Annotated in this window: 22 protein-coding genes and 2 tRNA genes; 6 read left to right on the top strand and 18 right to left on the bottom strand. The window is 55.4% G+C overall.

The window, feature by feature from the left end:
• Positions 1-226 precede the first annotated feature (226 nt).
• Both MIH18_RS22375 and MIH18_RS22370 read left to right on the top strand, forming a co-directional pair.
• Positions 227-1,942 (top strand): diguanylate cyclase, encoded by a 1,716-nt coding sequence (locus MIH18_RS22375; protein ID WP_249013519.1) that lies wholly within the window; start codon positions 227-229, stop codon positions 1,940-1,942.
• Between the two features lie 139 nt (positions 1,943-2,081).
• Positions 2,082-3,029 carry a DMT family transporter gene (locus tag MIH18_RS22370; RefSeq protein ID WP_249013518.1) on the top strand — a complete coding sequence of 316 codons (948 nt, stop codon included), beginning with the start codon at positions 2,082-2,084 and terminating at the stop codon, positions 3,027-3,029.
• A gap of 16 nt (positions 3,030-3,045) precedes the next feature.
• Here MIH18_RS22370 and MIH18_RS22365 read toward each other — a convergent pair whose 3' ends face one another.
• Positions 3,046-4,005, bottom strand: coding sequence for an ROK family protein (locus MIH18_RS22365; RefSeq protein WP_249005121.1), 960 nt, complete (start codon positions 4,003-4,005; stop codon positions 3,046-3,048).
• A gap of 110 nt (positions 4,006-4,115) precedes the next feature.
• Between MIH18_RS22365 and MIH18_RS22360 the strand changes: the two genes are divergently transcribed.
• The gene (locus tag MIH18_RS22360) at positions 4,116-4,508 is read left to right on the top strand and encodes a glutaredoxin (RefSeq protein ID WP_249005122.1); all 393 of its coding nucleotides are present in this window, start codon (positions 4,116-4,118) and stop codon (positions 4,506-4,508) included.
• A 47-nt stretch (positions 4,509-4,555) separates the two neighbouring features.
• Here MIH18_RS22360 and MIH18_RS22355 read toward each other — a convergent pair whose 3' ends face one another.
• The 3 genes from MIH18_RS22355 to MIH18_RS22345 are packed head-to-tail and all read right to left on the bottom strand — an operon-like array spanning position 4,556 to position 9,121.
• Positions 4,556-6,025, bottom strand: coding sequence for an efflux transporter outer membrane subunit (locus MIH18_RS22355; protein ID WP_249013517.1), 1,470 nt, complete (start codon positions 6,023-6,025; stop codon positions 4,556-4,558).
• Positions 6,026-6,029: 4 nt separating this feature from the next.
• Positions 6,030-7,979 (bottom strand): MacB family efflux pump subunit, encoded by a 1,950-nt coding sequence (locus MIH18_RS22350; protein ID WP_249013516.1) that lies wholly within the window; start codon positions 7,977-7,979, stop codon positions 6,030-6,032.
• Complete coding sequence (locus MIH18_RS22345) at positions 7,976-9,121, bottom strand: efflux RND transporter periplasmic adaptor subunit (RefSeq protein ID WP_249005125.1); 1,146 nt, start codon at positions 9,119-9,121, stop codon at positions 7,976-7,978. Before MIH18_RS22345 ends, MIH18_RS22350 begins: the two co-directional genes overlap by 4 nt.
• 255 nt (positions 9,122-9,376) lie before the next feature.
• On the opposite strand from MIH18_RS22345, the gene MIH18_RS22340 reads away from it, so the two are divergent.
• Positions 9,377-10,261 (top strand): RluA family pseudouridine synthase, encoded by an 885-nt coding sequence (locus MIH18_RS22340; protein WP_249013515.1) that lies wholly within the window; start codon positions 9,377-9,379, stop codon positions 10,259-10,261.
• 48 nt (positions 10,262-10,309) lie between these two features.
• On the opposite strand, the gene MIH18_RS22335 is transcribed toward MIH18_RS22340, so the two are convergent.
• The 5 genes from MIH18_RS22335 to dapA are packed head-to-tail and all read right to left on the bottom strand — an operon-like array spanning position 10,310 to position 14,938.
• Positions 10,310-11,317, bottom strand: a complete 1,008-nt coding sequence (locus tag MIH18_RS22335; RefSeq protein WP_249013514.1) for an NAD-dependent epimerase — start codon at positions 11,315-11,317, stop codon at positions 10,310-10,312.
• Between the two features lie 12 nt (positions 11,318-11,329).
• Positions 11,330-12,055: a TIGR04219 family outer membrane beta-barrel protein gene (locus MIH18_RS22330; RefSeq protein ID WP_249013513.1), complete on the bottom strand. Its 726-nt coding sequence runs from the start codon at positions 12,053-12,055 to the stop codon at positions 11,330-11,332.
• A 28-nt stretch (positions 12,056-12,083) separates the two neighbouring features.
• Positions 12,084-12,797, bottom strand: coding sequence for a phosphoribosylaminoimidazolesuccinocarboxamide synthase (gene purC / locus MIH18_RS22325; RefSeq protein ID WP_249013512.1), 714 nt, complete (start codon positions 12,795-12,797; stop codon positions 12,084-12,086).
• 60 nt (positions 12,798-12,857) lie between these two features.
• On the bottom strand, positions 12,858-14,024 hold the full coding sequence (gene bamC, locus MIH18_RS22320) for an outer membrane protein assembly factor BamC (RefSeq protein ID WP_249013511.1): 1,167 nt from the start codon (positions 14,022-14,024) through the stop codon (positions 12,858-12,860).
• A 35-nt stretch (positions 14,025-14,059) separates the two neighbouring features.
• The gene (dapA, locus tag MIH18_RS22315; RefSeq protein WP_249005131.1) at positions 14,060-14,938 is read right to left on the bottom strand and encodes a 4-hydroxy-tetrahydrodipicolinate synthase; all 879 of its coding nucleotides are present in this window, start codon (positions 14,936-14,938) and stop codon (positions 14,060-14,062) included.
• Between the two features lie 74 nt (positions 14,939-15,012).
• Between dapA and MIH18_RS22310 the strand changes: the two genes are divergently transcribed.
• The gene (locus MIH18_RS22310) at positions 15,013-15,480 is read left to right on the top strand and encodes a peroxiredoxin (RefSeq protein ID WP_249005132.1); all 468 of its coding nucleotides are present in this window, start codon (positions 15,013-15,015) and stop codon (positions 15,478-15,480) included.
• On the opposite strand, the gene MIH18_RS22305 is transcribed toward MIH18_RS22310, so the two are convergent.
• Positions 15,467-16,567 (bottom strand): AI-2E family transporter, encoded by a 1,101-nt coding sequence (locus MIH18_RS22305; protein ID WP_249013510.1) that lies wholly within the window; start codon positions 16,565-16,567, stop codon positions 15,467-15,469. The two genes, MIH18_RS22310 and MIH18_RS22305, sit on opposite strands and share 14 nt — an antisense overlap.
• A complete protein-coding gene (locus MIH18_RS22300) occupies positions 16,567-16,812 on the bottom strand; it encodes a sulfurtransferase TusA family protein (protein ID WP_249005134.1) in 246 nt (81 codons plus the stop codon). Before MIH18_RS22300 ends, MIH18_RS22305 begins: the two co-directional genes overlap by 1 nt.
• A 127-nt stretch (positions 16,813-16,939) precedes the next feature.
• Here MIH18_RS22300 and MIH18_RS22295 point away from each other — a divergent pair, with 127 nt between their 5' ends.
• The gene (locus MIH18_RS22295; RefSeq protein WP_249013509.1) at positions 16,940-18,448 is read left to right on the top strand and encodes a M48 family metalloprotease; all 1,509 of its coding nucleotides are present in this window, start codon (positions 16,940-16,942) and stop codon (positions 18,446-18,448) included.
• A 5-nt stretch (positions 18,449-18,453) separates the two neighbouring features.
• Here the strand turns inward: MIH18_RS22295 and nadA are convergent, their stop codons facing one another.
• The 7 genes from nadA to tolA all read right to left on the bottom strand — a co-directional run bounded on the left by nadA (position 18,454) and on the right by tolA (position 23,992).
• Complete coding sequence (gene nadA / locus MIH18_RS22290) at positions 18,454-19,530, bottom strand: quinolinate synthase NadA (RefSeq protein WP_249005136.1); 1,077 nt, start codon at positions 19,528-19,530, stop codon at positions 18,454-18,456.
• Positions 19,531-19,716: 186 nt separating this feature from the next.
• Positions 19,717-19,792 (bottom strand) — tRNA-Lys (locus MIH18_RS22285).
• Positions 19,793-19,952: 160 nt separating this feature from the next.
• Positions 19,953-20,028 (bottom strand) — tRNA-Lys (locus tag MIH18_RS22280).
• An 84-nt stretch (positions 20,029-20,112) separates the two neighbouring features.
• Positions 20,113-20,889, bottom strand: coding sequence for a tol-pal system protein YbgF (gene ybgF / locus MIH18_RS22275; RefSeq protein WP_249005137.1), 777 nt, complete (start codon positions 20,887-20,889; stop codon positions 20,113-20,115).
• Positions 20,890-20,939: 50 nt separating this feature from the next.
• Positions 20,940-21,509 carry a peptidoglycan-associated lipoprotein Pal gene (gene pal, locus MIH18_RS22270; RefSeq protein ID WP_249005138.1) on the bottom strand — a complete coding sequence of 190 codons (570 nt, stop codon included), beginning with the start codon at positions 21,507-21,509 and terminating at the stop codon, positions 20,940-20,942.
• 122 nt (positions 21,510-21,631) lie between these two features.
• A complete protein-coding gene (tolB, locus tag MIH18_RS22265; RefSeq protein ID WP_249013508.1) occupies positions 21,632-22,963 on the bottom strand; it encodes a Tol-Pal system beta propeller repeat protein TolB in 1,332 nt (443 codons plus the stop codon).
• Between the two features lie 33 nt (positions 22,964-22,996).
• Complete coding sequence (tolA, locus tag MIH18_RS22260; protein WP_249014664.1) at positions 22,997-23,992, bottom strand: cell envelope integrity protein TolA; 996 nt, start codon at positions 23,990-23,992, stop codon at positions 22,997-22,999.
• Between the last annotated feature and the right edge of the window lie 73 nt (positions 23,993-24,065).

Below are 24,065 nucleotides of genomic sequence, written 5' to 3'. Positions count from 1 at the left end.
GCCTTGACATGGCAGAGGTCGGCAGTTCAAATCTGCCTGGTCCTACCAGAATTTAGTTCAAAAAAAGCCACTTAGCGCGCGAGCCTGGTGGCTTTTTTTTGTCTGAAGGTTGGGGATTGAAAACCAGGGACAGATTTAAAATCTGTCCCTTTTCTTTCCATGTTGATGTGGGGAATTGCCCCGCAGGTGCTAAGCTCCAAGTTTTGCAGGTGCAAGGACCCCTTCAATGGCCACCTACCGAATGATTTTGTGCTTTTTGTTGCTGTTTATCTCGAGTTTTGCTGCTCAGGCGTCGCCGACTCTGGATATCGGCCAGGAAGCGATTCGGTTAACGGATTTTCAAGTTGAGTATTTCACTGACGGTTCTCAGTCGCTGAGCTACAAGGAGGTTCGTGAGCAGACCTTTCAGGAGACGACCAGCAGCACCTCGCTTGGCACCAATGCGGCCGTGACCTGGTTCCGATTTACTCTGCGCAATTCGAGCCTGAAAGCAAGGGCTCTTTTTCTGCACTTGCCCAGTGCTTATCACGTGCGTTCAGTCGATATCTTTCAAGAGCGTTCTCAAAACCTGATTGACCAGGCATCGGTTGACCTTAACGATGCCAGTGATCACCCCCTGATGTACCAGGGAACGGTGATCTATCCGTTCACGGTGCCCTTGGGAGAAACCGTGGTTGTTTATGTTCGCAGCCATGTGTATTCGCACCAATGGTTTTCATTGGAAATCTACGACAATGAGCGATCTCGCCAAGCACTCGTTGGTGGTCACCTGGATATCGCGCTGTTGGTGGGCATGATGTTGGCAATGGTTTTGTACAACGCACTTTTGTACTTTGCCACCAGCAAAAGCGAGAACATTTTCTATTCTTTGTATCTGATCTCGGGCCTGGCGTGGATTGCGCTCTCCTACGGGCTGCTTGGCAAAGCGTTCAATGTCTACGGCGATGCCGTTTTCGTGTTGAATCTGGCGCTTATCAGCATGCCGATTTTTCTGTTGTTGTTCATGATGTCGATTTTCGAGACGCCAGAGTTCTACCGCACCGAACACCGCGTGCTGCAGGGCATGCTGGCTTTGTTGGTCATCACGCTAGTGTATGGCCTGTTTGATCCTGTAGGGGCAATGAAACCCGCAGCCAGCCTCGCGGCGCTGTTAATGGTTGTGACCTTTTCGGTAGGTATCTCGTTGTTGCGTAGGGGACACCCTTTGGTGAAGTTCTTTCTTGTTGGCCACACTTTCTTTGTGGTGTTCAACGGGGTTGCCGTGTTGTATTACAAGGGCCTGGTCGAGCCGAATTATATAAACAGCCATGGTGTCGGGATTGGCATTGTGCTGGAAGCACTAACACTGGCGTTCATCATCTCCTACCGGATAAAAATGCTGGAGGATATCCGCTCCAAACAGAATGAATTCAAACAGCAGGCGGCTACCGACCCGCTCACTCAGCTTTATAACCGCCGACATTTCATGTCTGAGGGTGAGTATATGGTTGAAAAGGCGAGAGCCACCGGGGAAGATTTATCTGTTATTGCACTTGATATTGATTATTTCAAAGCGGTGAACGATGAATACGGCCATCATGTTGGCGACCTGGTATTGGTGGACATAGCGGTCATTTTCCAACAGTACAGCCGGGACAGGGATCTGGTCGCCCGGTTTGGCGGCGAGGAGTTTATGATTCTTTTGCCCGGCGCTGATCACGCAGAAGCCCGGAGTTGTGCCGAACGTATTCGCAGGGGCGTTGAAAGGCATGCCGTTGATGCCGGCGATGGATTGGACGTGCGTATTACCGTAAGCATAGGCGTTGCGGAAGTGAATACCGCCGTGGAATCGGTGGAAAACGCCGTTAATCGAGCCGATAAGGCGTTGTACCAAGCCAAGGCTTTAGGGCGAAATCGCGTGTGCTGTTCTGAGGTGGTGGCGGGCGAGGTGAGTTTTACTTAGGTGACTCTTAAATCGGAGTGCACTTTGACGAGCACCACCATCAGCCGTCTTCCTTTTTTACTTCGCAAACTATACATTACTCGCAAACTGGGGACAGATTTTAAATCTGTCCCCTCTCTTTTGACAGCCGAGCCACACCATGACCAACGCCCATAAATCTGACCTGATTCTGGTTGGTGTTACGCTGCTTGCTGCCACTAGCTGGATATTTTCTAAAGAAGCTATTTTGCTTATGCCACCGTTGTTGTTTATGGCGCTGAGATTTTTGATCGCAGGTAGCTTTTTGGCGGCTTTCGCTTACCGGTCACTGGCACGTTTGAGTGGGGATCAGGTTAAACGCAGTTTGGGTGTAGGCCTGGTATTCGGCGTTGCCATGAGCTTCTGGGTAATGGGGTTGTTTCATGGTACCAGCATGGGTGAAGGTGCTTTCATCACCAGCCTGGGCGTGGTGATCGTTCCCATCCTTGCTCGCCTCCTTTTTAAAGAGGCACAACCTGCAAGCACCTGGCTTGCCATTCCCGTCGCGGTAGCCGGGCTGGCACTTCTGTCACTTCGAAACGGTTTTCAGCCAGAGCCTGCGCAGATTTTTTTCGCGATGGCGGCTTTTATTTTTGCGCTGTACTTTACATTGAACACCCGCGCCGCGAATCAGCGCATTGCCATCAATCGGCAGGGCAACGCCATCGAAAAACAGCGCATTCCCGCTCTTCCACTGACGGCTATTGCTCTGCTTACCGTCGGCTTGGTGACTTTGGTGGAATCGCTCATGACAGAATCGTGGCAGCCAACGTTCAGTAACCCGCCACCGCTTCTGATCTGGTGGATTCTTGCCAGCGCAATTGTGGGCACTGCAGGGCGTTTTCTTGCCCAAACCTATGCACAGAGCTTGTCTGCGCATAGCCACGGTGCCGTTATTCTGGTGATCGAACCGGTTTGGGTGTCTTTGTTCGCGGCAAGATGGTTTGATGAAATCATGACGCCAGTTCAGCTGGCCGGCTGCGGTTTGATCTTTGCGGCATTGATCGTAAACCGCTGGGGCGTGCTCAGTTCGGCTCTTCGAGCTTCGCTGCGAAAAAGCCGGAGCTAGGGGGCGGGGACGGATTTTAAATCCGTCCCCTGTCTTGGGCGAGCCAAGCGGCACCGCGGACGCCACTGGAATCGCCGTGTATCGCTTGTCTTATGGGTGTTTCGCACTCACTTCCGAGAACGTACGTCGGCAAACGCGTTGCCAACTCGTCGTAAAGGGTCGGTACATTTGACATGCCGCCGCCCAGTACGATGACGTCTGGGTCAAGCAAGTTGATGACGGCCGCCAGGCCGCGGGCCAAGTGATCTGCGTAATCGTCGAGTGAGCGGGCAGCGCGGGGATCGTTTTGAAAACGCTCAACGATGTTTCGGGCATCCAACGGCTCTTCCCACAGCAAACGATGGGTTAGGGCCAGCCCGGTGCCAGACAAGAAGGTTTCGTTGCAGCCAAAGCGGCCACAGAAGCACGGGCGCTGGTTTAGTTCTGTTTGTGGTGTCCATGGCAGTGGGTTGTGGCCCCATTCGCCCGCAAGGCCGTTTGGGCCTGTGAGCAGCTGGCCGTTAACGGTGATGCCAGCGCCGCAGCCGGTACCCAGAATGGCCGCGAACACCACTTTGTAGCCCTGCCCTGCGCCGTCGCTGGCTTCAGACAAGGCCAGGCAGTTGGCGTCATTCGTCAGGCAGACCGGGCGTTGCAGCAGGTGGGTTAAATCAGCGGCCATGGGCTGGCCGTTAAGCCAGGTGGAATTGGCGTTTTTGACCAAACCTGTCAGGCCCGACACGGAGCCGGGAATGCCCACACCTACGGGCAGTGCGTCTTCGCCGGCCCGTAATTCAGCGGCTTCGACCAGTTCTTTGATAGCATTCAGGGTGGCTTCGTAGTCTCCCTGAGGGCTTGAGATGCGGGCGCGAAATTGGGTTTCGTTGGCGCCGTCTAACAAGATGACTTCGGTTTTTGTTCCACCAAGATCGATGCCTACCCGCCAGCGGCTGTTCATGCCCATATCACCCTGCTTTGTCATTTTCGGAATGGTCACAGGATTCTGCGCGAAGCGCAAAAAATCTGATACCCTGTCGATCTTTAGTTGCGAATTGATCGTAAATAATTACGGGTTATTTTTTAATACTGACCGCCAAGGCTTATTCCATGAGAATTGTTATTCGTTATTTTTTCCGCACTTTGCGGCTTATTCTGACCCCGTTTGTACTGCTCAACGAGCAAATCGGAGGTGGCAAACCAGTGCAGCGTAGCGCCCAGGAGCAACAGAAAGTAGACGAAGCGTGCCAGGAGCTGGCGCTGTATCAATTCAAAACTTGCCCGTTCTGCGTCAAAGTTCGTAAAGAAATCAAGCGCATGAATTTGAATATTGAACTGCGTGACACCCAGCATAACACTGAGCACCGCGCTGAAATTTTAGCCGGCGGTGGTGCCGTGAAAGTACCCTGCTTGCGGATTGCCAAAGCGGACGGCAGCCACCAATGGCTGTACGAATCCAACGACATCAACGCGTGGCTGAAGCAGCGCTTCGAGCCGGCCTGATTCGTTACACTGCCCTTCCCGCACGTTTTTTGTGCCACGGCGGCGGCTTAAAAGCCACCGCCGACTGCTTTGTACAAATCCACGGTTGCCAGTAAGCGATTCAGCCGCGCTCCGCTGCGCTGCACTCTGGCATCGAACAACGTGCGCTGGCTGTCCAGCAGAGTAATCAGATCTTCTACGCCCTGACGATAGCGAACCTCACTTAAGCGCAGGGTTTCATCGGCCTGCTGTTCAATTTCCGCCAGTCGCTGTTCCTGTTCCCGATACAGATTGATGCGCGCCATGGCGTCTCCCGCTTCTGAAAACGCGCTCAATAGAGATGAGCGATAATTTTGTACCAGGGCAACCTGGCGCGATTCGCTGAGCGCCACATTATTGCTTCGCGCGCCACCGTCGAACAGGGTTTGGCTAAGGGCAAGCAAACCGTTCGCAGTCGTCAGCGGACTGGAAAGGCTGAACAACCCATCAGAAGAGAGTCCCAGAGCCGCGCTTAATGACACCGCCGGCAAGAGCGCGGCTCGGGCCTGGGCGATGTCGGCGTTGGCCGCCTGCAAGCGGGCTTCGGCGGCGGCAAGGTCTGGCCTTCGGGTAATCAGCTCTGCGGGCGATGCTGCATTAATGTCTGGAATACTGAGTTGTTCTAAAGCCCCTGCTGGCACATCTGCGTTTACCATCCAGGGCGGTTCGCCGCTAAGCACCTGCAGTGCCGCTTCGCTCTGGCGCAGGCCATACACCAGCGTGGGCAAGGCGTTGCGCAACACCAGCACGGCGGTGCGTTGGCGGGCTAGTTCGGAACGGTCGGCAACGCCGTTGCGGTATCGCACATCCACAATGCGCAGGGTTTGCTCTGCCAACTCCAGATTTTGCCGGGCGATGTTCAAGCGCTGGCGTAACTCCAACAATTGGAACCAGTTACTGGCCACTGCGCCGGAAAGGCTGAGCTGCGCGGCGGAGAAATCAAAAGCGCTGGCATCTCGGCGGAAGCTGGCGGCACTTTCTGCTGCGCTCAGCCTGCCCCATAGATCCACCTCGTAACTGATAGACGTGGATACCGACGTAGACCCACTGCTGCGCCAGTCGTCGCCGTTTGGGCGCCTTGTTTGTTCGCCAGTACTGCCGCTTAAACCAATGCCGGGCAGCAGGCTGGCGCCGGCGTTCTGCAGCTGTAGATCGGCCTGTACCAGATTCTCGGCCAGAATGGCCAAGTCCGGGTTGGCCGCCTGCGCTTTTTCAATCAACGCCGACAAGTTGGGATCGCCATAGGCCTGCCACCATTGTTGGTCGGTGACGGCTAGCCCGCTTAAAGCACTCGAGTTCAGTTCTGGCGCCCAGGCCAAGGCCGTCACAGGTGTGCCGTCAATAAGCACGGGAGCTGGCGGGGCAGTCTGAGTGGCGCAACCTGCCAGGGCCAAGCAGGCCGCTAAAACGCAGATGCCGGATGTCCGTCGCCGTTTAGGCTGGGCCAGGCGCCGTTTCAGCCGTGCCAAACGCAACGTGTGTTGTGAGCGATGGATCATAAAATTACTCCGCGGCCAAGGCCTGGACGGGGTCCAGATGAGCGGCTTTGCGCGCGGGCAAATAGCCAAATAGAAGCCCGGTACCAAAGGCGCAGCTGAACGCCAGCACCATGGGGAACACGGTGACCACAACGGGTGTGTCAAGCCAGCCTACGATTTGAGTTGCTGCTATGCCAAGGATGACGCCTATAACGCCACCAATGGCCGACACCAGCCAGGCCTCGGTTAAAAACTGCTGAAGAATGTTACGGGTGCGCGCGCCTGTGGCCATACGGATGCCAATTTCCCGGGTGCGTTCGGTCACGCTCACCAGCATGATGTTCATCACGCCGATGCCACCCACCAGCAACGAAATGGCCGCGATGGAACCCAACAACCATGTCAGGGTGTCTTGGGTATCTGACACGGTATCGATCAGCGACGCCATATTGCGAATCTGGAAATCTTCACTGGCGTGGCGCGTGAGCAAGGTGCTGTGAACCTGGTCTTGCACCGCGTTCATGTCGGCGGAATCTGCCACCGCAACGGTGATGTTGCGCAGATAGTTTTGGCCAAATATGCGCAGGTTGGCGGTGGTGTAAGGCACCAGCACAACGTCGTCCTGGTCTTGACCCCAGGGGGATGCCCCGCGCTCGTCCATTACGCCAATGACCTGAAACAGAACATTATTAACCATCAGGTAATGGCCCAACGGGCTTTGTTCGGGAAATAAAGATTCGGCCACGGTTTTGCCCAACACCGCCACGGCGGCGTAGCGGTTTTCGTCGGCTTCGTCAAAAAAGGTACCGGCGACCACGGACCATTGCCGTGCGGTGGGAAATTCGTAGGCCGTGCCATTCACTTCGGTTTGGTGATCGCGATTACCGAAACGCAGGGTTTGGCCGCCTGTGACTTCCGGAACCGCTGCGCGAATGCCGGGTATGTCTCGAATGGCGTGGTAGTCAGACGGCACCAGGGTGGTGACGCTCCAACGTCCACCCCTCTGGTCCGGACCACCGGGGCGCACCAGCAGTAGGTCACTGCCCATAGCGCTGATTCTGTCAACAATGTCTTGGCGTGCGCCTTCACCGATCGCCAGCATGGTGATCACCGACGCTACGCCAATCACAATGCCCAAAAGGGTCAACGCCGTACGGAACAGGTTTGTGCTGAGGGAATGCACCGCGCTTTTTAGCGCCTCAAACCAACCGGAAGCGCCACTAACGTCGGTTGTTTTAGCCATGGGCTGCGCGGCCGGGGGAGTTTCTGACGCATCAGCGTTGCCTTGAACGGCGCCGGTATCGTGGGTAATCAGCCCGTCGGCGATGGTGATCTGGCGATCTGCCGCCTGGGCGACTTTGGCGTCGTGGGTAATAAGAATAACGGTGTGACCGCGGTCTGACAGGCTTTGCAGCAGCCGCATGACGTCTTTGCTGCTGACGCTGTCGAGGGCGCCGGTTGGTTCGTCCGCCAGTATAATCTGACCGCCATTCATTAACGCCCGGGCAATCGATACCCGCTGCTGTTGCCCGCCCGACAGCTGGGCCGGGGTGTTGAGCAATTTATCGCTTAGCCCGAGCTCACCAAGCAATTCGGTGGATCGCTCCCGGCGCTGTTTTTTGCCAAGGCCGGCGTAGATGGCCGGTATTTCAACGTTGTCTAACGCGCTTATGCCCGGCAGCAGATTGTAGCTCTGGAATATAAAGCCGAAGGATTCGCGGCGGGCACGAGCCAGGTCGTCGCGCTTGAACCCGGACACGTCTTTGCCCTGAAATAAATAGTGCCCGGAGCTTGCCACGTCCAGACAGCCAAGAATGTTCATCAAGGTGGATTTGCCAGACCCGGATGCCCCCATAATGGCGACAAATTCCCCGGCTTGAATGCTCAAATCTAGGCCCTTGAGCACAGGCACCTGCAAGTCGCCTTCGCCGAAGGTTCGGGTAATCTGGCGTAATTCAATCAGCGGAGCTGTCACCGTGAGCGCCCACCCATGCCCGAAGACGCTGCTTCCATTGATGGAGCTCCGCCTGTGACCACCAGATCGCCATCGGCCAGACCGTCGCGAACCTCGGTATAAATACGGTTGCTGATGCCTACCTCAATTTTGCGCTCTACCAGCTCGCCAGAGCCCTGTTGCAACCAAACCTGACCGCCCACAACGGTCGCCGCGGGCACCCTCAATACGTCACGCGCCTGTTCCACTACAAAAAATACCTGAGCGGTCATGCTGGGCAATAAACGCCCTGCTTCATTGGGCACGCTGAAAAACGCGTTGTACAACACCACGTTGTTGAGCACTTCGGGCGTGGGTTCGATGTAATCCAGCTGGCCATAAATCTGTTTGCCAGGTTCGCCCAGAGTGGTGAAATACACCTTGTCGCCCGGTGCTAGCCTGCCCACGTCGGCCTCAGACACTTGGGCGCGGACTTTCATGCTCGACAGATCAGCAATGCGCATCAGCACCGGTGCTTGCTGTGACGTATTCAGGGTTTGGCCCTGGCGGGCAGTGATGGATACGACGGTGCCTTCCATGGTGGAATAAATGCGGGCGTAATCCAGGTTGGCTTCTTCCGCACGCAGGGTAGATGCGGTCTGCTCCAGTTGCGCTTGCAACATAGCTAACTGAGCCTTGGCAGACGCCAGCGAGGCATCGGCAATTTGCAGGTTTTCCCGGGTGGTGGCGTCTTCACGGAACAGGTTGGTCTGGCGCTGGAACTGTATGTCGGCAAGGGTAAGCTGGGCTTTGCGATCGGCCAACTGGGCCTGTTGATTTTTTAGTTGGGCACGATTGGCATCTACCCTGGCCAGATAGATGGTCGGGTCAATTTCTGCCAGCAGCTGATCTTTGTTGATTTGTTCGCCCACTCTGACGTGAATCGCGTCTAGCAGTCCGGATACTTGCGCGCCCACATCCACAAAGTTGCTGGGTTCCAGAACGCCGGTGGCGCTCACCAAAACGTCAATGTCCCCTCGACTGACGGCTGTAGTGGTCACGTCAGCGGTGTTATTACTTGCAGCGTAAGAGTGGCGATACGCCCAAAAGGCGCTACCCACAAGCACAGCAACAAAAATCAGAACGACAAGAACACGAGAAAAAGACCACTTTGATGAAACCACAACTTCAAACCTCAAAAATCGTAAGCAAGCGGCATAGCCTAACCTGATCGGCTTAAATAACCAGACATCAGGCGAGCATTTACGGATTATTTACGCTGGTGCTGGTGTTTTAGCTGACGGAACCAGAAATCAACGGACTGGGGGTCGGCATGATAGGGGACGGATTTGAAATCCGTCCCCGGTTTGGCGTCCCCTGCTTGTCTAGCCAGCCATATCTTCTATAATCGGCGGCTCACTTTTCTATCAGGCCCGCCCATGCGTACCACCGTCGATATCACCGTAGAAACCCCCGGCTTGGCCGTGGACATTCTAAGTGAGGCTTCTGGCCTGCCGAAGCAGCGTATCAAAGACGCCATGGCGAAAGGCGCTTGCTGGTGGACCTTGAAGGGAAAGATTGTGCGGTTGCGCAAAGCCAAGCGCGACGTGAAAGCGGGCACCCGCATGCAGTTGTACTATGACGAGGCGGTTCTGGCGCGCAAGGCGCCAGAGGCTGAGTTGCTGGAAGACAAGGGCCGCTACAGTGTGTGGTTTAAACCCCACAGGCTACTGGCCCAGGGCTCGCAGTGGGGTGATCACTGCAGTTTGTTGCGAGTGGCCGAGGTGCAGTTAAACCGACCCTGCTTTTTGATTCATCGCTTGGACGCCGACGCCGCGGGTTTGATGCTGATTGCTCACGATTCAAAAGCCGCTGCGGCACTGTCACAACTGTTTGCCGGGCGCACAATCATCAAACAATATTTGGCAGACGTAACAGGCGTGCTGGGTGTGAAGGAGCAAACGATTGACGGCGAAATTGACGGTAAAGCCGCGATTAGCCATGTGAGTACTCTTTATATCAATACCGGTTCCATCAATATCAATTTCACCAAGACTAGCGCCGTCAATACGGAGGCCGGGGATACTAAGGCCAGTACTTCCAGGGTAAATGTGCGCATTGAAACCGGTCGAAAACACCAGATTCGCCGCCATTTAGCGAGTATTGGCCACCCGATTGTGGCCGACAGGCTGTATGGATCAGCCGCTGGGGTACCCTTGCAACTGCTGGCGTATTATCTGCAATTCGACTGCCCGCTGGCGAAGTCAAAAATTACCCTGGAATTGCCGGAACGGTTAAAGCAGCTGGGCTCAAACGCGCAATAAAAAGTTCTTGGGAGAAAGCTCTTTAAGAATTGCTGACACAAGACGCATTTAAACCTTATAGAAATCCCGATACCAATGAACAAACTGTTCAATGCCCTGCTCTAGCTGGGTTTCTGGCTTGTAGCCGACATCGCTGATCAGGCCATCTACGTTGGCGTACGTTGCGACCACGTCACCCGGCTGCATGGGCAGCAGATTTTTCTCGGCTTTTTTACCGGTACACTGTTCAATGGTTTCAATAAACCGCGCCAGTTCCACCGGATTGTTGCTGCCGATGTTGTAGATGCGATAAGGCCCGCGGCTGGTACTTGGGTCTGGCTGGGCGCCGCTCCACTGGGGATTCGGTTGCGCGATTTGATCCAGAGTGCGCACCACGCCTTCCACGATATCGTCGATATAGGTGAAATCGCGTTTGTGATGGCCGTGGTTGAATACGTCAATCGGCTCGCCGGCCAGAATTTTCCTGGTGAAGATGAACGGCGCCATATCAGGCCGGCCCCAAGGACCGTACACGGTAAAAAAGCGCAGCCCGGTGGTGGGCAAGTTGTACAGATGGCTGTAGGTGTGGGCCATCAGCTCATTGGCTTTTTTCGAGGCAGCATAGAGGCTAAGCGGGTGGTCTACGTTGTCGTGCACCGAGAACGGCATGGCTTCGTTGGCACCGTAAACCGAGCTGCTGGAGGCATATACAAAATGCTGCACATCGTTGCGGCGGCAGCCTTCCAGAATATTCATAAAGCCTACCAGGTTGGCGTCTACATAGGCTTGGGGGTTTTCGATGGAATAGCGCACCCCGGCCTGGGCCGCCAGGTGCACCACACGCTCAGGTTTGTGCTCTTCAAAGAGCGCGGCCATAAGGTTGCGGTCGGCGATATCCTGGCGTACTTCGGTAAAGCCGGCTCTGCCCGTTAGCTTTGCCAAGCGAGCTTCTTTCAGATTCACATCGTAGTAGTCATTCAGGTTATCAACCCCGATGACTTCGTCGCCGCGATCCAGCAGGCGTTGCGCAAGATGGAAACCAATAAAACCGGCGCTACCGGTGACCAGAATTTTCAACAGACTTTCTCCTTAAAACACCACACCGGCGCTGACAAACGGGCCATCGATTTTTACATCGAAGCGGTCGTCACCGTCTTCGTAATCCACTGCCATCTGGCGATAGCCGGCGCGCAACTGCAGTAGTGACAACTGATACTGGCCGTACACGTTGAAATCGTGCAGGGAGTCACCGCTGTAGGCAATGGCATTGCCTTCAATGCCAACACTGGCACCGCTGAACGGCAGATCAAAACGCGCTGCCAGATAGCCCATGGGCACAACCGCATCGGCTGTCGTCCGACTACTTTGGCCGTTACCCTGCACCAGCAACTCGCCGGAGAAATCGCGGACCGTCAGGCCTACGTCCAGATTAACCCAGTTGTCCAGTACTTCGTAATACAGGGTTAAATCCAGCTGTTCCAGTTCCAGATCAGAGCGTACGTCTGAGCCGGCGCTAATACCATCGAAGCTACCGCTCAACTGGCCACGGGCAGTCTGGTCAATATTGATATAAGCCACACGCACATTGGGCAGCAGAGGGACCGGGTGTTCCAGGTACAAACTCAGCTGATTGCTGCTTTCACCGTCCAGATTAAGCTCGTCTTTGACGTCCACCGAGCCACCATTGGCTGCAACGTCACCAGACAGCTCTGAATTCCAGTAACCCACCTGAGCGCCAAGCCCCAGCACGTCTGCTTGCGCCATTGGCGCTGCTAGAACGGCTGATCCGGCCAAAATCATGAATAATCTGCGCATAGTTGATGCTCCGTATTTTAAATCCGTATCAGTCGAACGACATACCCAGGCGGCGGCCTACTTCTTCGTAGGTTTCAATCACGCTACCAAGGCCCTGGCGGAAGCGGTCTTTGTCCATTTTATTGCGGGTTTTGGCATCCCATATGCGGCACCCATCGGGGCTGAACTCGTCGCCCAGCAAAATCTGGCCATGGCTGCGGCCAAATTCCAGTTTGTAGTCCACCAGCAGCATTCCGGCGTCTGCAAACAGGTTTTTGAGCACGTCATTCACTTTATACGTCAGCACCTTCATTTGTGCCAGCTCGTCGGCGTTGGCCCAGCCCAGGCTGATCGCCAGTGATTCGTTGACCATGGGGTCATGCAGCGCATCGTTTTTCAGGAACAGTTCGAAAGTGGGTGGATTCAGTTCCAGTCCTTCTTCTACACCAATACGGCGGCACAGGCTGCCGGCGGAAATGTTACGAATCACGCACTCGACCGGAATCATGTCGAGCTTTTTCACCAGGCATTCAACGTCTGACAGCAAGCCTTCGAAGTGGGTAGGAATGCCTGCAGCTTCCAGCTTTTCCATAATGAAGGCGTTGAACTTGTTGTTCACCATGCCTTTGCGGTTCAGCTGCTCTATTCTCTCGCCGTCAAAGGCCGAGGTGTCGTCGCGGAATACCAGTACAAAACGCTCAGGGTCGTCAGTGGTGTGCACCGATTTGGCCTTGCCGGCGTAAAGTTCTTTGCGCTTTTCCATGGGATTCTCCAAAAACGGGCCGGCGTAAGCCATCCCGGTTATCATCAGTAAAGCCAGCGGTTAATAAAGATAGGCAAACAGGCGGTTAAGAAGCGTGGAAGGTGTTTGTTCACCGCTATAGTTAACGGCGGTTTCCGCGCTGACCTGTACCTTCTGTTCGCCGCGGGTAACGTTCACCGTATGGGTGTGGCGCGGAGCTTCGTTATCGCTAAACCAACTGAACCAGCCCGATTCGCGCTCGTCGGTGCTGCGATAGTCCACCTGGAACCAGCCTTCACTGCGGTTCAGGTCTATAACGGTCATATCCGCTTCGTTCAGCGCGCGGCTGACTTCCGCCCAAGCACGGCCGTAATCGAGCTGCATTTCGATGGCACTGGCCTGCTCGTTTTCGGATATCAGTTTTACCAAGGGTTTGCTGGCCATACCCGAAGCCGCGCGGGAGAAGGACTTGTTCTCTTCCCCGGCTTTCAAAAACTCGCCCATGTCGGCCAGAACGCGTTTTTGCAGCTCCAAGTCAGCGGAGCCTGGGGCGAGGGTGGTGTCCCAACTCAGCAGAGCCTCGGGCTGATCGGCTACCACTATGTTACGCACTTGAATTTCCGTGGATTTACGGCGAACACCGGGTGCAATGCGTACCTGTATTAGCACTTTGGGTTCGCTTGCGCTGGCCTCGCCCTCAAGCTGCACCAGTTCACGGGCGCGCAGGCTGAAGTTCACCAGCTCGCTTTGCTGCAAGCCAAGCTGCGGACTGTCGAACGCAACGCCCAGGCGGCGGTCCGACATATACGCGGTGACTGCAGGCCACAAGCGACCCGGAACGTCATTCACCAACAGCCAGGCGCGGCCGTCTAGCTCTTCTACCACATAATTCTGGTCCAGAATTTCAGAGGTCATGTCTGGCGGTGTTGGAATGCCGTCCGGGTAAAGTTTACCCGCATTGGCCAGGTTAATATCACGCACAGGCATAACTTGTCGGAAGCGGGATTCGTCGGCGCCTGCGGGCAGTTCAATGGCCTTGCCTTCGGGCGCACTGACGTAATCCGCGGAACGATCCGAAACCAAGCTGCAGCCGCCTAAGCCCGCCACCAGCGCAAAGCCGGTGGCGATGGCCAGGGGTTTACCGGCCGAGAATGGAAAGGCTTGGATTTTGAGGGCTTGGGCTTTTAAGGTCAGCGCCTTAAAAGGCGATGTGCATCTTAAGTAACGGGTTCTGGAGAGAACCTGCATGGACTTACTCCGGTATTGGAACAGATTCAGCACGTTCAGAGTACGCCTGAAGCTTTCAGGGCCTCTTCCACTTCGCCATGGAATTGTTCGCTGAGTACCGTCAATGGCAGGCGCAAGCCATCACCGATCATACCCATGCGTTGCAATGCCCATTTTACCGGAATCGGATTGGCTTCCAGGAACAGTTTGCGGTTCAGGGGCATCAGCAGTTCGTTCAGGCGTTCGGCTTCTTCGCGACTGCCGGCAACAGCCGCCGTGCACAAATCGGCCATGGCCCGGGGGGCGACGTTGGCCGTTACCGATACGTTGCCTTTGGCGCCGGCCAGCATCAGTTCCATGGCCGTTGCGTCATCACCCGAATAGACGTCCAAACGGCCTTTTACCGCTTGAATTAACTCGGCGCCGCGGGGAATATTGCCGGTGGCGTCTTTAATGGCGATGATATTGGGAATATCGGCCAGACGAACCACGGTTTCGTTCAGCATGTCGCAGGCAGTGCGGCCAGGCACGTTGTAAAGCATTTGCTTCATCATTGGAACGGCTTCGGCGATGGTGCGGAAATGCTGGTACAGGCCTTCTTGGGTCGGCTTATTGTAATAAGGCACCACTAGCAGGCAGGCATCGGCTCCTAGCTTGTGGGCCGCGGACGTGAGTGCAATGGCTTCGCGGGTACTGTTGCCACCGGTTCCGGCGATCACCGGAATGCGACCATTCACACGTTTGATGATGTGGCCGATGGTTTTACAGTGCTCTTCCGGGTCCAGAGTCGCAGACTCGCCGGTTGTGCCCACGGCAACGATGCCATGAGTGCCATTTTCAATGTGAAAGTCCACCAGTTTGTCCAGGTGCTCCCAATGAATGTCTCCATTTGGGTGCATAGGTGTGACCAGTGCGACAAGGCTACCCGTAATCATAAAAGCTCCGTCCGATTAAAACCGTTATGGTAATGTTGGGCACGAACTGACACAAGGGAATTAAAGGAGATGTCATGCCATCCGTAGAACTGAACAAAACCATACCTGACTTTGAAGCGACTGCTACCGGCGACCAGACGGTTCGCCTGGCCGATTTACGCGGCCGCAATGTGGTGATCTATTTTTACCCGAAAGACAATACACCCGGCTGTACCACCGAGAGCCAAGACTTTCGCGACAACATGCAAGCCTTTACCGAACATGACACCGAGATTTTTGGTGTGTCCCGCGATGGCCTGAAATCCCACGACAATTTCCGTGGCAAGTTCGAACTGCCGTTTCACCTGATTTCCGACAAAGACGAAAAGCTCTGCGCTTTGTTCGACGTCATCAAACTGAAAAAACTCTACGGCAAAGAATACATGGGCATTGACCGCAGCACCTTTCTAATCGACGCCAAAGGCGTTCTTCGTCAGGAATGGCGCGGCGTAAAAGTGCCGGGCCACGTTGATGAGGTTCTCGCTGCAGTCAAAGCACTATAGTCGTTATCTGCCTTTCGCGGTTGGTCGGTGCCGGGGGTAATTCACGCACCGGCCAGGCGGCCACCACCGCTTTCAGCATTGTGGCCAGAGGGATGGCAAAAAACACGCCCCAGAGCCCCCAGATACCACCGAAAAACAGAACCGCGACAATTATGGCGACCGGATGCAGGTTGTTGACTTCAGAAAACAGCACCGGCACCAACACGTTGCCGTCTAAAGCCTGAATGACGCCGTAGGCCACCATTATCCAGATAAACTGGCTGCCCCAGCCAAAGGCAAACAAGCCGATGATAGCCACTGGCACAGTGACAACTGCGGCGCCAATATAAGGAATCACCACGCTCAGACCCACTAGCAAGGACAGCAAGGCTGCGTAAGGCATACCCAAAAGTTTGAAGGTTATATACGTGGTGGTTCCAACAATCAGGATCTCCAGGGCTTTGCCACGCACGTAGTTGGCGCACTGGAGATTCACTTCGTGCCAGATTTTACGCATGGTTGCACGCTGCGGCGGCAACATGCGGGCAATAGAACCCAACAGAACATCGCGGTCTTTCAGGAAGAAAAATACCAGTATCGGCACCAGAACAGCGTATATCAGCAGTGCCAACAGGTCCGGAATGCTGGACAGCGACGCAGACACCAGCCATTGGGTGGCCTGCCCCACTTCGCTAGACACCTGCTGGTAAATCGTGGCGATTGCATCCAACGACACCAGCTGCGGGTAGCGCTCGGGCAAAAGTTCCATATACGACTGTAATTCGCCAATAATACGCGGTGTTTCCCGAGCCAGATTAGACAGCTGGGTCCACACCAGTGGCAGCAGCCCAAAAATGGCACCGGCCAAAATGCCGAGGAACAGTAAAAACACAATCAGGATCGCCAGCGATTCCGGCACTTTCCAGGCCAACATTTTGGTAACCAGGCCCTGCAGAATAAAAGCAACGATCAGCGAAGCAATGGCCGGGGCCAGCATGGCGCCGAACCAGATGACGAACATGGTGCCGATAATCAGCATCAGCCCAAGGATGACGGCTTCTTCATCTGAAAAGTATTTGTGGGCGAATCCGCGTAATATTCTAACCATTAATAGCTCCGCCGCACTGAATCGCCGCAGCGAATAATAAAACGGTACTGGCTGCCGTTAACGGCAGACTCCACCAGGTGATGAGCAGACAAGGCGATAAACGCCGGAATGTCGCGGGCTGAGCCAGGATCTGTAGCAACCACTTCCAGCTGTTCGCCGGGGGCCATGGTGTTCAGTTCGAGTTTGGTTTTCAACAAAGGCATCGGGCATTGCAGGCCCGATGCATCCAGTGTTCGATCAGCCATGTTAAACGTTAACCCGTAACAGCGTTTGATTAATGAGCCGGCATTATGCCGCCAGTGTTATTGTATTGCATCACAATCATTGGTTATGTGACGCTCAGGATATTCCGACACAGGATAGACCCAGAACATGAACAGCCTGAATGGCCACTTTCGCTTCAATACCCTGCTCTGTGCGCTGCTCGCGCTGCCGTTAATGACGATGGGTGTCAGTACAGGCGCCGCCGCCCAAATTCAGGGTAGCACGCTACCCACCATCGGCGGCACCGGTGGCGGCCTGATTGCCGGCCAGCAGGAAGCCGATATCGGCCGCGAGGTGCTGGTATCGCTGCGGCGCTCCGCTCCGCAGATTACTGATCCTTTGGTATATGACTACCTGGGTGCCATTCTTTACAGCCTGGTGCCAGCGGCGCCCCTGCAAAACCGTGACCTGACGCTAGCGCTGATTGACGACCCTGCCATCAATGCTTTTGCGGTGCCCGGCGGCATTGTAGGGGTAAACGGCGGTCTGTTTCTGTTTGCCCGCACCGAGCAGCAGTTTGCATCGGTGCTGGCTCACGAGCTGGCTCACCTTAGCCAACGCCATTTTGCCCGCCGCCTGGAGCAGCAGCAAACCAGCACTCCGCTGACCATCGCCGGCCTGATTGCCGGTATTGTGCTAACAGCCGTTACCCAGTCTGACATCGGTATTGCCGCCATTGCCGGTACTCAGGCCCTGGCCATTCAGAATATGCTGGAATACAGCCGCGCGAATGAGCAGGAAGCGGACCGGGTCGGGCTGGACATTCTTGCCAATGCCGGGCTAGACCCGCGGGGCATGCCGGAAATGTTTGAAATTATGACGCGACAAAACCGCTTGCAGGGCAACCGCGTACCAGAGTACTTGTCTACCCACCCGCTAACCCAGAGCCGGGTTGCCGACACCCAGAACCGCGCCGAGCAATACCCGGTAGAGCGCATCGAAGACAGCCCGGAATACCATCTGATACGGGCCCGCCTGCAAGTGCATTACGCGGCTTCTGCGACCGCTGCCATCGACAATTTTCGGGCGGCGCTCAATGAATTAAAAAATACCGGCACAGGCTCTAGCAACGATACCAGCAATACAGCGATTCGTTATGGGCTGGCAGTAGCTTATATAGAAGACGGCCAATACGCTGAAGCTGAGACCCTGCTTAACCAGCTGTTGTTGGCCAATCCAGGGCGCATTACGTTTCAGGTGACCCTGGCACAAAGCCTGATTGCCGCCAAACGCCTGACCGAAGCGCGGGCGCTGCTGGTGCGGGCGCTGGCCCGCAACCCGGACAACTATCCGATTACCCACACGCTGGCACAGCTGGAGCTGGCCTCGGATAACGGAGCAGCGGCGGCGGAGCTGCTGTCGCAGCTGGCTCGCAACAAACCGCAACAGGAGCACTTGTGGTTCCAACTGGCAGAAGCCGAAGGTATGGCACGCAATATTGTGGGAGTGCACAGGGCAAGGGCAGAATACGATGTATTGATGGGCGACCTGGAATCGGCCCAGCGCCAATTACGCCAGGCCCAGGAAAAACTGACGGTCGGCTCACCCATGCGCCAGATTGTAACCGAGCGTTTGAACGCCATTACCGCCGAGCTTAACGTTCGGCGCAATGGTTAAACGTTTCAGGCGTTGCCGGCCGCCTTCAGACTCATGTTGGCGGTAAAATCCAGCATGCGCTGTAAAGGCCGCAGAGCGTCTTTACGCAGGGCTTCGTCTACCAGCACTTCCTGATTGCTGGCCTGGCCCTTTGGCGCTTCCAGCACGGCCAGCAGGTTTTCCAGCCCATTCATAGCCATCCACGGACACTGGGCGCAGCTGCGGCAGGTCGCACCGTTACCGGCGGTAGGCGCTTCAATCAGGGTCTTGTTGGGCGCCAGCTGCTGCATTTTATAAAAAATGCCGTTGTCGGTCGCCACAATAAAGCGTTCGTTCGGCAGGGTTTGTACGGCGTTGATCAACTGTGAGGTAGACCCTACAACGTCGGCCAGTTCCACGACCGCATCCGGTGATTCCGGGTGTACCAATACGGCAGCATCCGGGTAAAGCGCTTTCAGATCTTCCAGGCCACGGTGTTTGAACTCTTCGTGCACAATGCAGGAGCCATTCCACAGCAACATATCGGCGCCGGTGGTTTTCTGCACCCAATGGCCCAGATGTTTGTCTGGCGCCCACAGGATCTTTTCACCGCGGGCGTCCAGCGATTCCACAATGGCCTGGGCGCAGCTTGAGGTGACTACCCAATCAGCGCGAGCTTTAACTGCCGCCGAGGTGTTGGCGTACACCACCACAGTGCGGTCTGGATGTTCGTCGCAGAAAGCTGAAAACTCATCCACCGGGCAACCTACATCTAGCGAGCAGGTGGCCTCCAGGGTAGGCATTAGAACGGTTTTTTCCGGATTCAGGATTTTAGCGGTTTCGCCCATAAAACGAACGCCGGCCACCACCACGGTAGACGCGGGATGTTGATTGCCAAATCGGGCCATTTCCAGGGAGTCGGCGACACAGCCACCGCTTTCTTCAGCCAGGCGCTGAATGTCTGGGTCGACGTAATAGTGCGCCACCAGAACAGCGTTTTTTTCCTTCAGAGCAGCCTTGATGCGAGCTTCAAGCCGCGCCTTTTCTTCAGCGCTAAGGGGCTTTGGCTCCGCGGCGTGGGCCAGGTATTCCTGAACAAGGATACGGTCGTCGGCTTTCGTCATTTAAAGCTTCTCTCAATTGCTTTCTGGCAGTGACATTCTGTGAACGAGTATATCATCTCAAACTCCGGTGTACCGCCTGGCAGCAGAGCAAAAGCGACGGAGAACAAGTGGGAACGTCGGGAGCGATGAGTCAAAGGTAAAAAAAAAGACAAAAAAAAGGTCTGCTTTGCAGCAGACCTTGAATAATGGTGGGTCGTGATGGATTCGAACCATCGACCAATTGGTTAAAAGCCAACTGCTCTACCAACTGAGCTAACGACCCTAAATTGCTCACTGAATAACAAACAGCCTGTTGGTCGGCGTGCTTGCGCGTTGAAACTGCTTTAACACCGCAGCACTGCAACGCTTCAGTGCTTACCGTCGGATCACTATAACAGCAATCTGTGCTAACACACTGCGTTAGCAAGACCCTGACGGGTGTTTGGTGGGTCGTGATGGATTCGAACCATCGACCAATTGGTTAAAAGCCAACTGCTCTACCAACTGAGCTAACGACCCTGAGCGAGGCGCACATATTAATGATTTTTCAGGCGTGATCAACCCCTTGCGCCCGTTTTTTTCATTTTTCCCAAACGCCGAACCTCAACCGCCGCTGCTTTGGCCGTCAAGATAGCTCTGAGCCAGCTTCGCCGCGCTGGTGTCCGGGTAGTTTTTTACCACCGTTTGCATTCGCCGTCCGGCCTCTTCCTTTTCGCCCAGCCTGTCCAGAGTAACCCCAAGCTTGTAAGTTGAATCTGCGGCTTTGCGGTGGTCGGCAAAGCGCGTGGCAACAATACTGAAGGCCTGTTTGGCCTGCTCTAGCTGAGGTTTTACCAGATAGACTTCGCCGAGCCAGTAATAGGCGTTCACGGTTAGGTCACCTTCGGGATACGTGTCCAGAAACTCATAAATTTGGGTGATCGCCTGATCGTATTTTTTCTGGTTACGGATCAGATCAACAATGCTGTTGTAAGCTTTGCTTTCTTCAGCAGAGGGCTGACGATAGTCTTTGGTTTGCACGCTGGCAGTTTCGGGCGTTGCGGGCACAGGTGCGGCACTGGCGGCCACCTGAGCCTGCTGCTGTGCTGCAGTCAGCTTCAGAATACGCTGGTCAAGATCAATGTAGCGATCGCGGCCCTGTTGTTCCAGGCGCTCTACCAGATGGCGCTGTTCTTCCATCTCACCCTGCAGGCGCCGTAAATCTCCCTGCAACTGCTGCAGCATGTAAAACAACTCTGCGCTCGCTTGATTATTGCCGGCCTGACGGCTGGCCTCAGACGTATTATTCTGGAATGCCGGTGTCGACGACTGTGCCAGCACCACTCCTGCCTGCGTTACCGCAAACAGGAGGGTGGCAGCCGCCATGAGCTTTATAGTCATGGGCGTACCTGTTGGATGCTAAAAGTTCCTGTTGATACTAACAGCAACGGTTAACGAAAAATCAGTTCTACCCGACGGTTCTGGGACCGGGCGCTGTCGCTCATGCCCTGTACCGCTGGCTTTTCTTCACCATAGCTGATGGTTTCAAGCTGGCCACGTGACGCGCCATTTACGATCAGGAAGCGCTGCACTGCGTTAGCACGGCGCTCGCCCAGGGCCAGGTTGTATTCTTTGGTGCCACGATCGTCCGCATGGCCTTCCAGGCGGGCGTTCATTGACGGGTTAGTAGACAGGTAGCGGGCATGGGCAACCAGCGCGTCACGGGATTCTGCGTTGATTTCAGCGGTGTCAAAATCAAAGTAGAAAACGGTAACGTCACGCAGCGCCATCTGTTGCGACTGCTGCTGTGCAGCCATACGCTCTTCTTCGCTCAGCTGTGAAGACGATACACCGTCACGGCTGCCATCGCTGTACACGGTGGAGCCACCCTGCTGGTCTACCGCTGACACATCGGAACCGTAATCGGCGTCTTCCATCGGATCACCAGTAGAGCTACAACCGGCAATGAGGCCAACCGAGAACAGCATGGCAATGGCTTTGGACTGAACTGAAAAATTCATGAGCATTTCCTTGTGATTAATAGGTTAAAAATTTGTCGTCAATGGGTTAAAACACGGTCATCGATTATTCAAAAACTGCGTTTACGTCGTCACTCACCCGCCGGCCTTTTTGGGCCAGCCAGTTACCGAGGCAGCGGGCCCCACGCTGGCTCACGGACATCGCCTTCGGTAGCGGGCAAGCTATAAGCTGCACCGCCATCCGCCGAGATAACCGTCAGCACGCTGGCACCACCCTGACGGGTAGCGTAGATCAGCATGCGTCCGTTGGGGGAGACACTGGGTGATTCATCGGATTCGGTGCGGGTAAGCACGGTTTCTTCCCCGCTTTCAAGATTGGTGCGCGCAATGTGAAACCCGCTATTGCGCTGGTGCACGTAATACACAAATTCGCCTTTTTGGTCTGGCCTCGGGCGCGCGTTGTAGCGGCTACCAAAGGTTATCCTGCGCGGCTCGCCCTTACCTTTCTGACGGTAGATTTGCGGGCCACCAGAGCGGTCAGAGGTAAAGAAGATTTCGTCTCCGCCGGCACTGTAACTGCCTTCGGTTTCAATGGCCCAGTGGTCGGTGAGTTTGGTTAGATCACGGCTGGCCAGATCCATCTGGTAAATGTCAGCATTGCCGTCTTTAGACAATGTCATCAATAGGGATTTTCCGTCAGGAGACCAGGCCGGGGCCGAGTTCAAACCACGAAAGTCGGCAATTTTTGTGCGTTTTCCGCTGGACAATTCGTGCACGTAAATCGCCGGCTTGCCGGTTTCAAACGACACATACGCCAAGCGACTGCCATCCGGTGACCAAGCTGGCGACAGTATCGGTTCAGCGCTTTCAAGACGCACCCGCGACCGTTTGCCATCAATATCGCTAACCTGCAGACGATAGCGAACTTTATCGCCGACGTTTTCCCGGGTTATATACGCCAGTTGCGTTGAAAAAGCACCCGGCTCGCCGGTAATGGCCTCATAAACCCGGTCACTGACGTGGTGCGCCAAGGTCCGAAGATCGCCCAGAGCCGCTCCCGCGCTCTCACCCAAAATGCGCTCCTCGCGATTCACATCAAACAGCTCATAACGGGCTTCGAGACGTTCACCCTGGCGGGTCAGCTGGCCGACCAACACATACCGCTGGCCCAGCAGCCGCCAATCACGGAAGTGCACCTCGGAGCGCTGCGATGGCAGGCTGAGCATTTTTTCCGCTGGCAAAGTGCGAAATTCGCTGCTCATGGTCAGATCGGATTGCACAATGTCGGCCAGGGTATCGCCCGGCGGGATAGCGCCACTTTCGGCAAACGGAACGACGGCGATAGGCAACGCCGAATCGACGCCTTCGGTGATGCGGATCAGCAGCTCGGCGCGCAGCGGGAAGCTGGTCGCTAGCAGCAAAACCAACATCAGCGCCGCGCGCACGGTGGTTTTAGCCAAAGTTATCGAGGTTGTCAGGGTCGTTAACGACGTCATGTTCAGAGCCTGTGTCATATTGTTACTCGTATTCTAGCGCAACCGACTGGGGTTGAACTCAATGGTAAACTGGCGAAAGTAGCTGTCAAACGTGTCCCGGTCTTTAGGCACAGGGTAGCGGTTCAATGAACGCACCGCACTCAAGGCCGAGTTATCAAACGCTGTATTACCACTACCGCGCACCAGCGTTACGTTCACCAACTCACCGGTTGGCAGCAGGGAAATCTGTAATCGTGCTGTCATCTCTTCGGTAGCTGACGACGGCGGGTACCAGGCCCGGCTCAAGCTTTCGCGAATCAACGCCTGGTACTTTTCTGCATCGGTCAGCATTTGCGCTTCTTGCGCCCTGGCTGCCGCGGCCTGTTGTGATTTGCGCGCCTGGTCAGCTTCTGCGTCTGTCGCCTGTTGCGCCAGTGCTTTCAAATTCTGCTCACGCAGCCTGCGCTCTGCCTCCTGGCGTTTACGCTCGGCTTCTACGCGTTCCTGCTCGGCTTGCTTTTCGCGCTTCTGGCGTTCTGCCTCTGCCTTTTTGCGCTGTTCTTCCAGCTGCTTCTGCTCTTCGGCTTTGCGCTCTGCTTCCTGGCGCTGACGTTCGGCCTGCTGTTCCGCTTTCTGCCTGGCCCGCTCTTTGGCTTCGGCGTCGGCTTTCAGCTTTGCCGCCTCTGTTGCCTGCGCCTGCTTCTGCTTTTCAGCCTGTACACGGGCTTTATCTTGGGCCTGTTCCTCGCGTTTCTGTTCCGCCTGCTGTTGCGAGCGGGCGTCTGCTTCCTGTTTTTTCTTTTGCTCTTCGGCTTTGCGTTGCTGTTCCGCCTCACGCTGTTGTTCGAGCAACTTGCGATCTTCTACCAGGCGCTGTTCGGCTTCATCAGGCTGGTCCACCTCGGTTACGGCCGGTGCCGGCCGCGGCTCAGGGCTGATCAGCCGGGCAGAAATGCTGCGCGGTGGTGGTTCGTAGTTAGAGTTGCTCAAGCTCCAACCGCTAATGGCGATCACCAAAATCAATAGGTGCAAGCCAACGGAAACCGCCACAGGCGACTTCCAGGCTGGCGTTCCAGCATTATTCTGCTCGCGCTCCCGTCCGCTCACCGCAAACCCGCCTGCA

This window comes from Marinobacter sp. M3C (genome assembly GCF_023311895.1).
Lineage (GTDB): Bacteria > Pseudomonadota > Gammaproteobacteria > Pseudomonadales > Oleiphilaceae > Marinobacter.
This window is presented reverse-complemented; position numbering and strand designations above follow the sequence as displayed.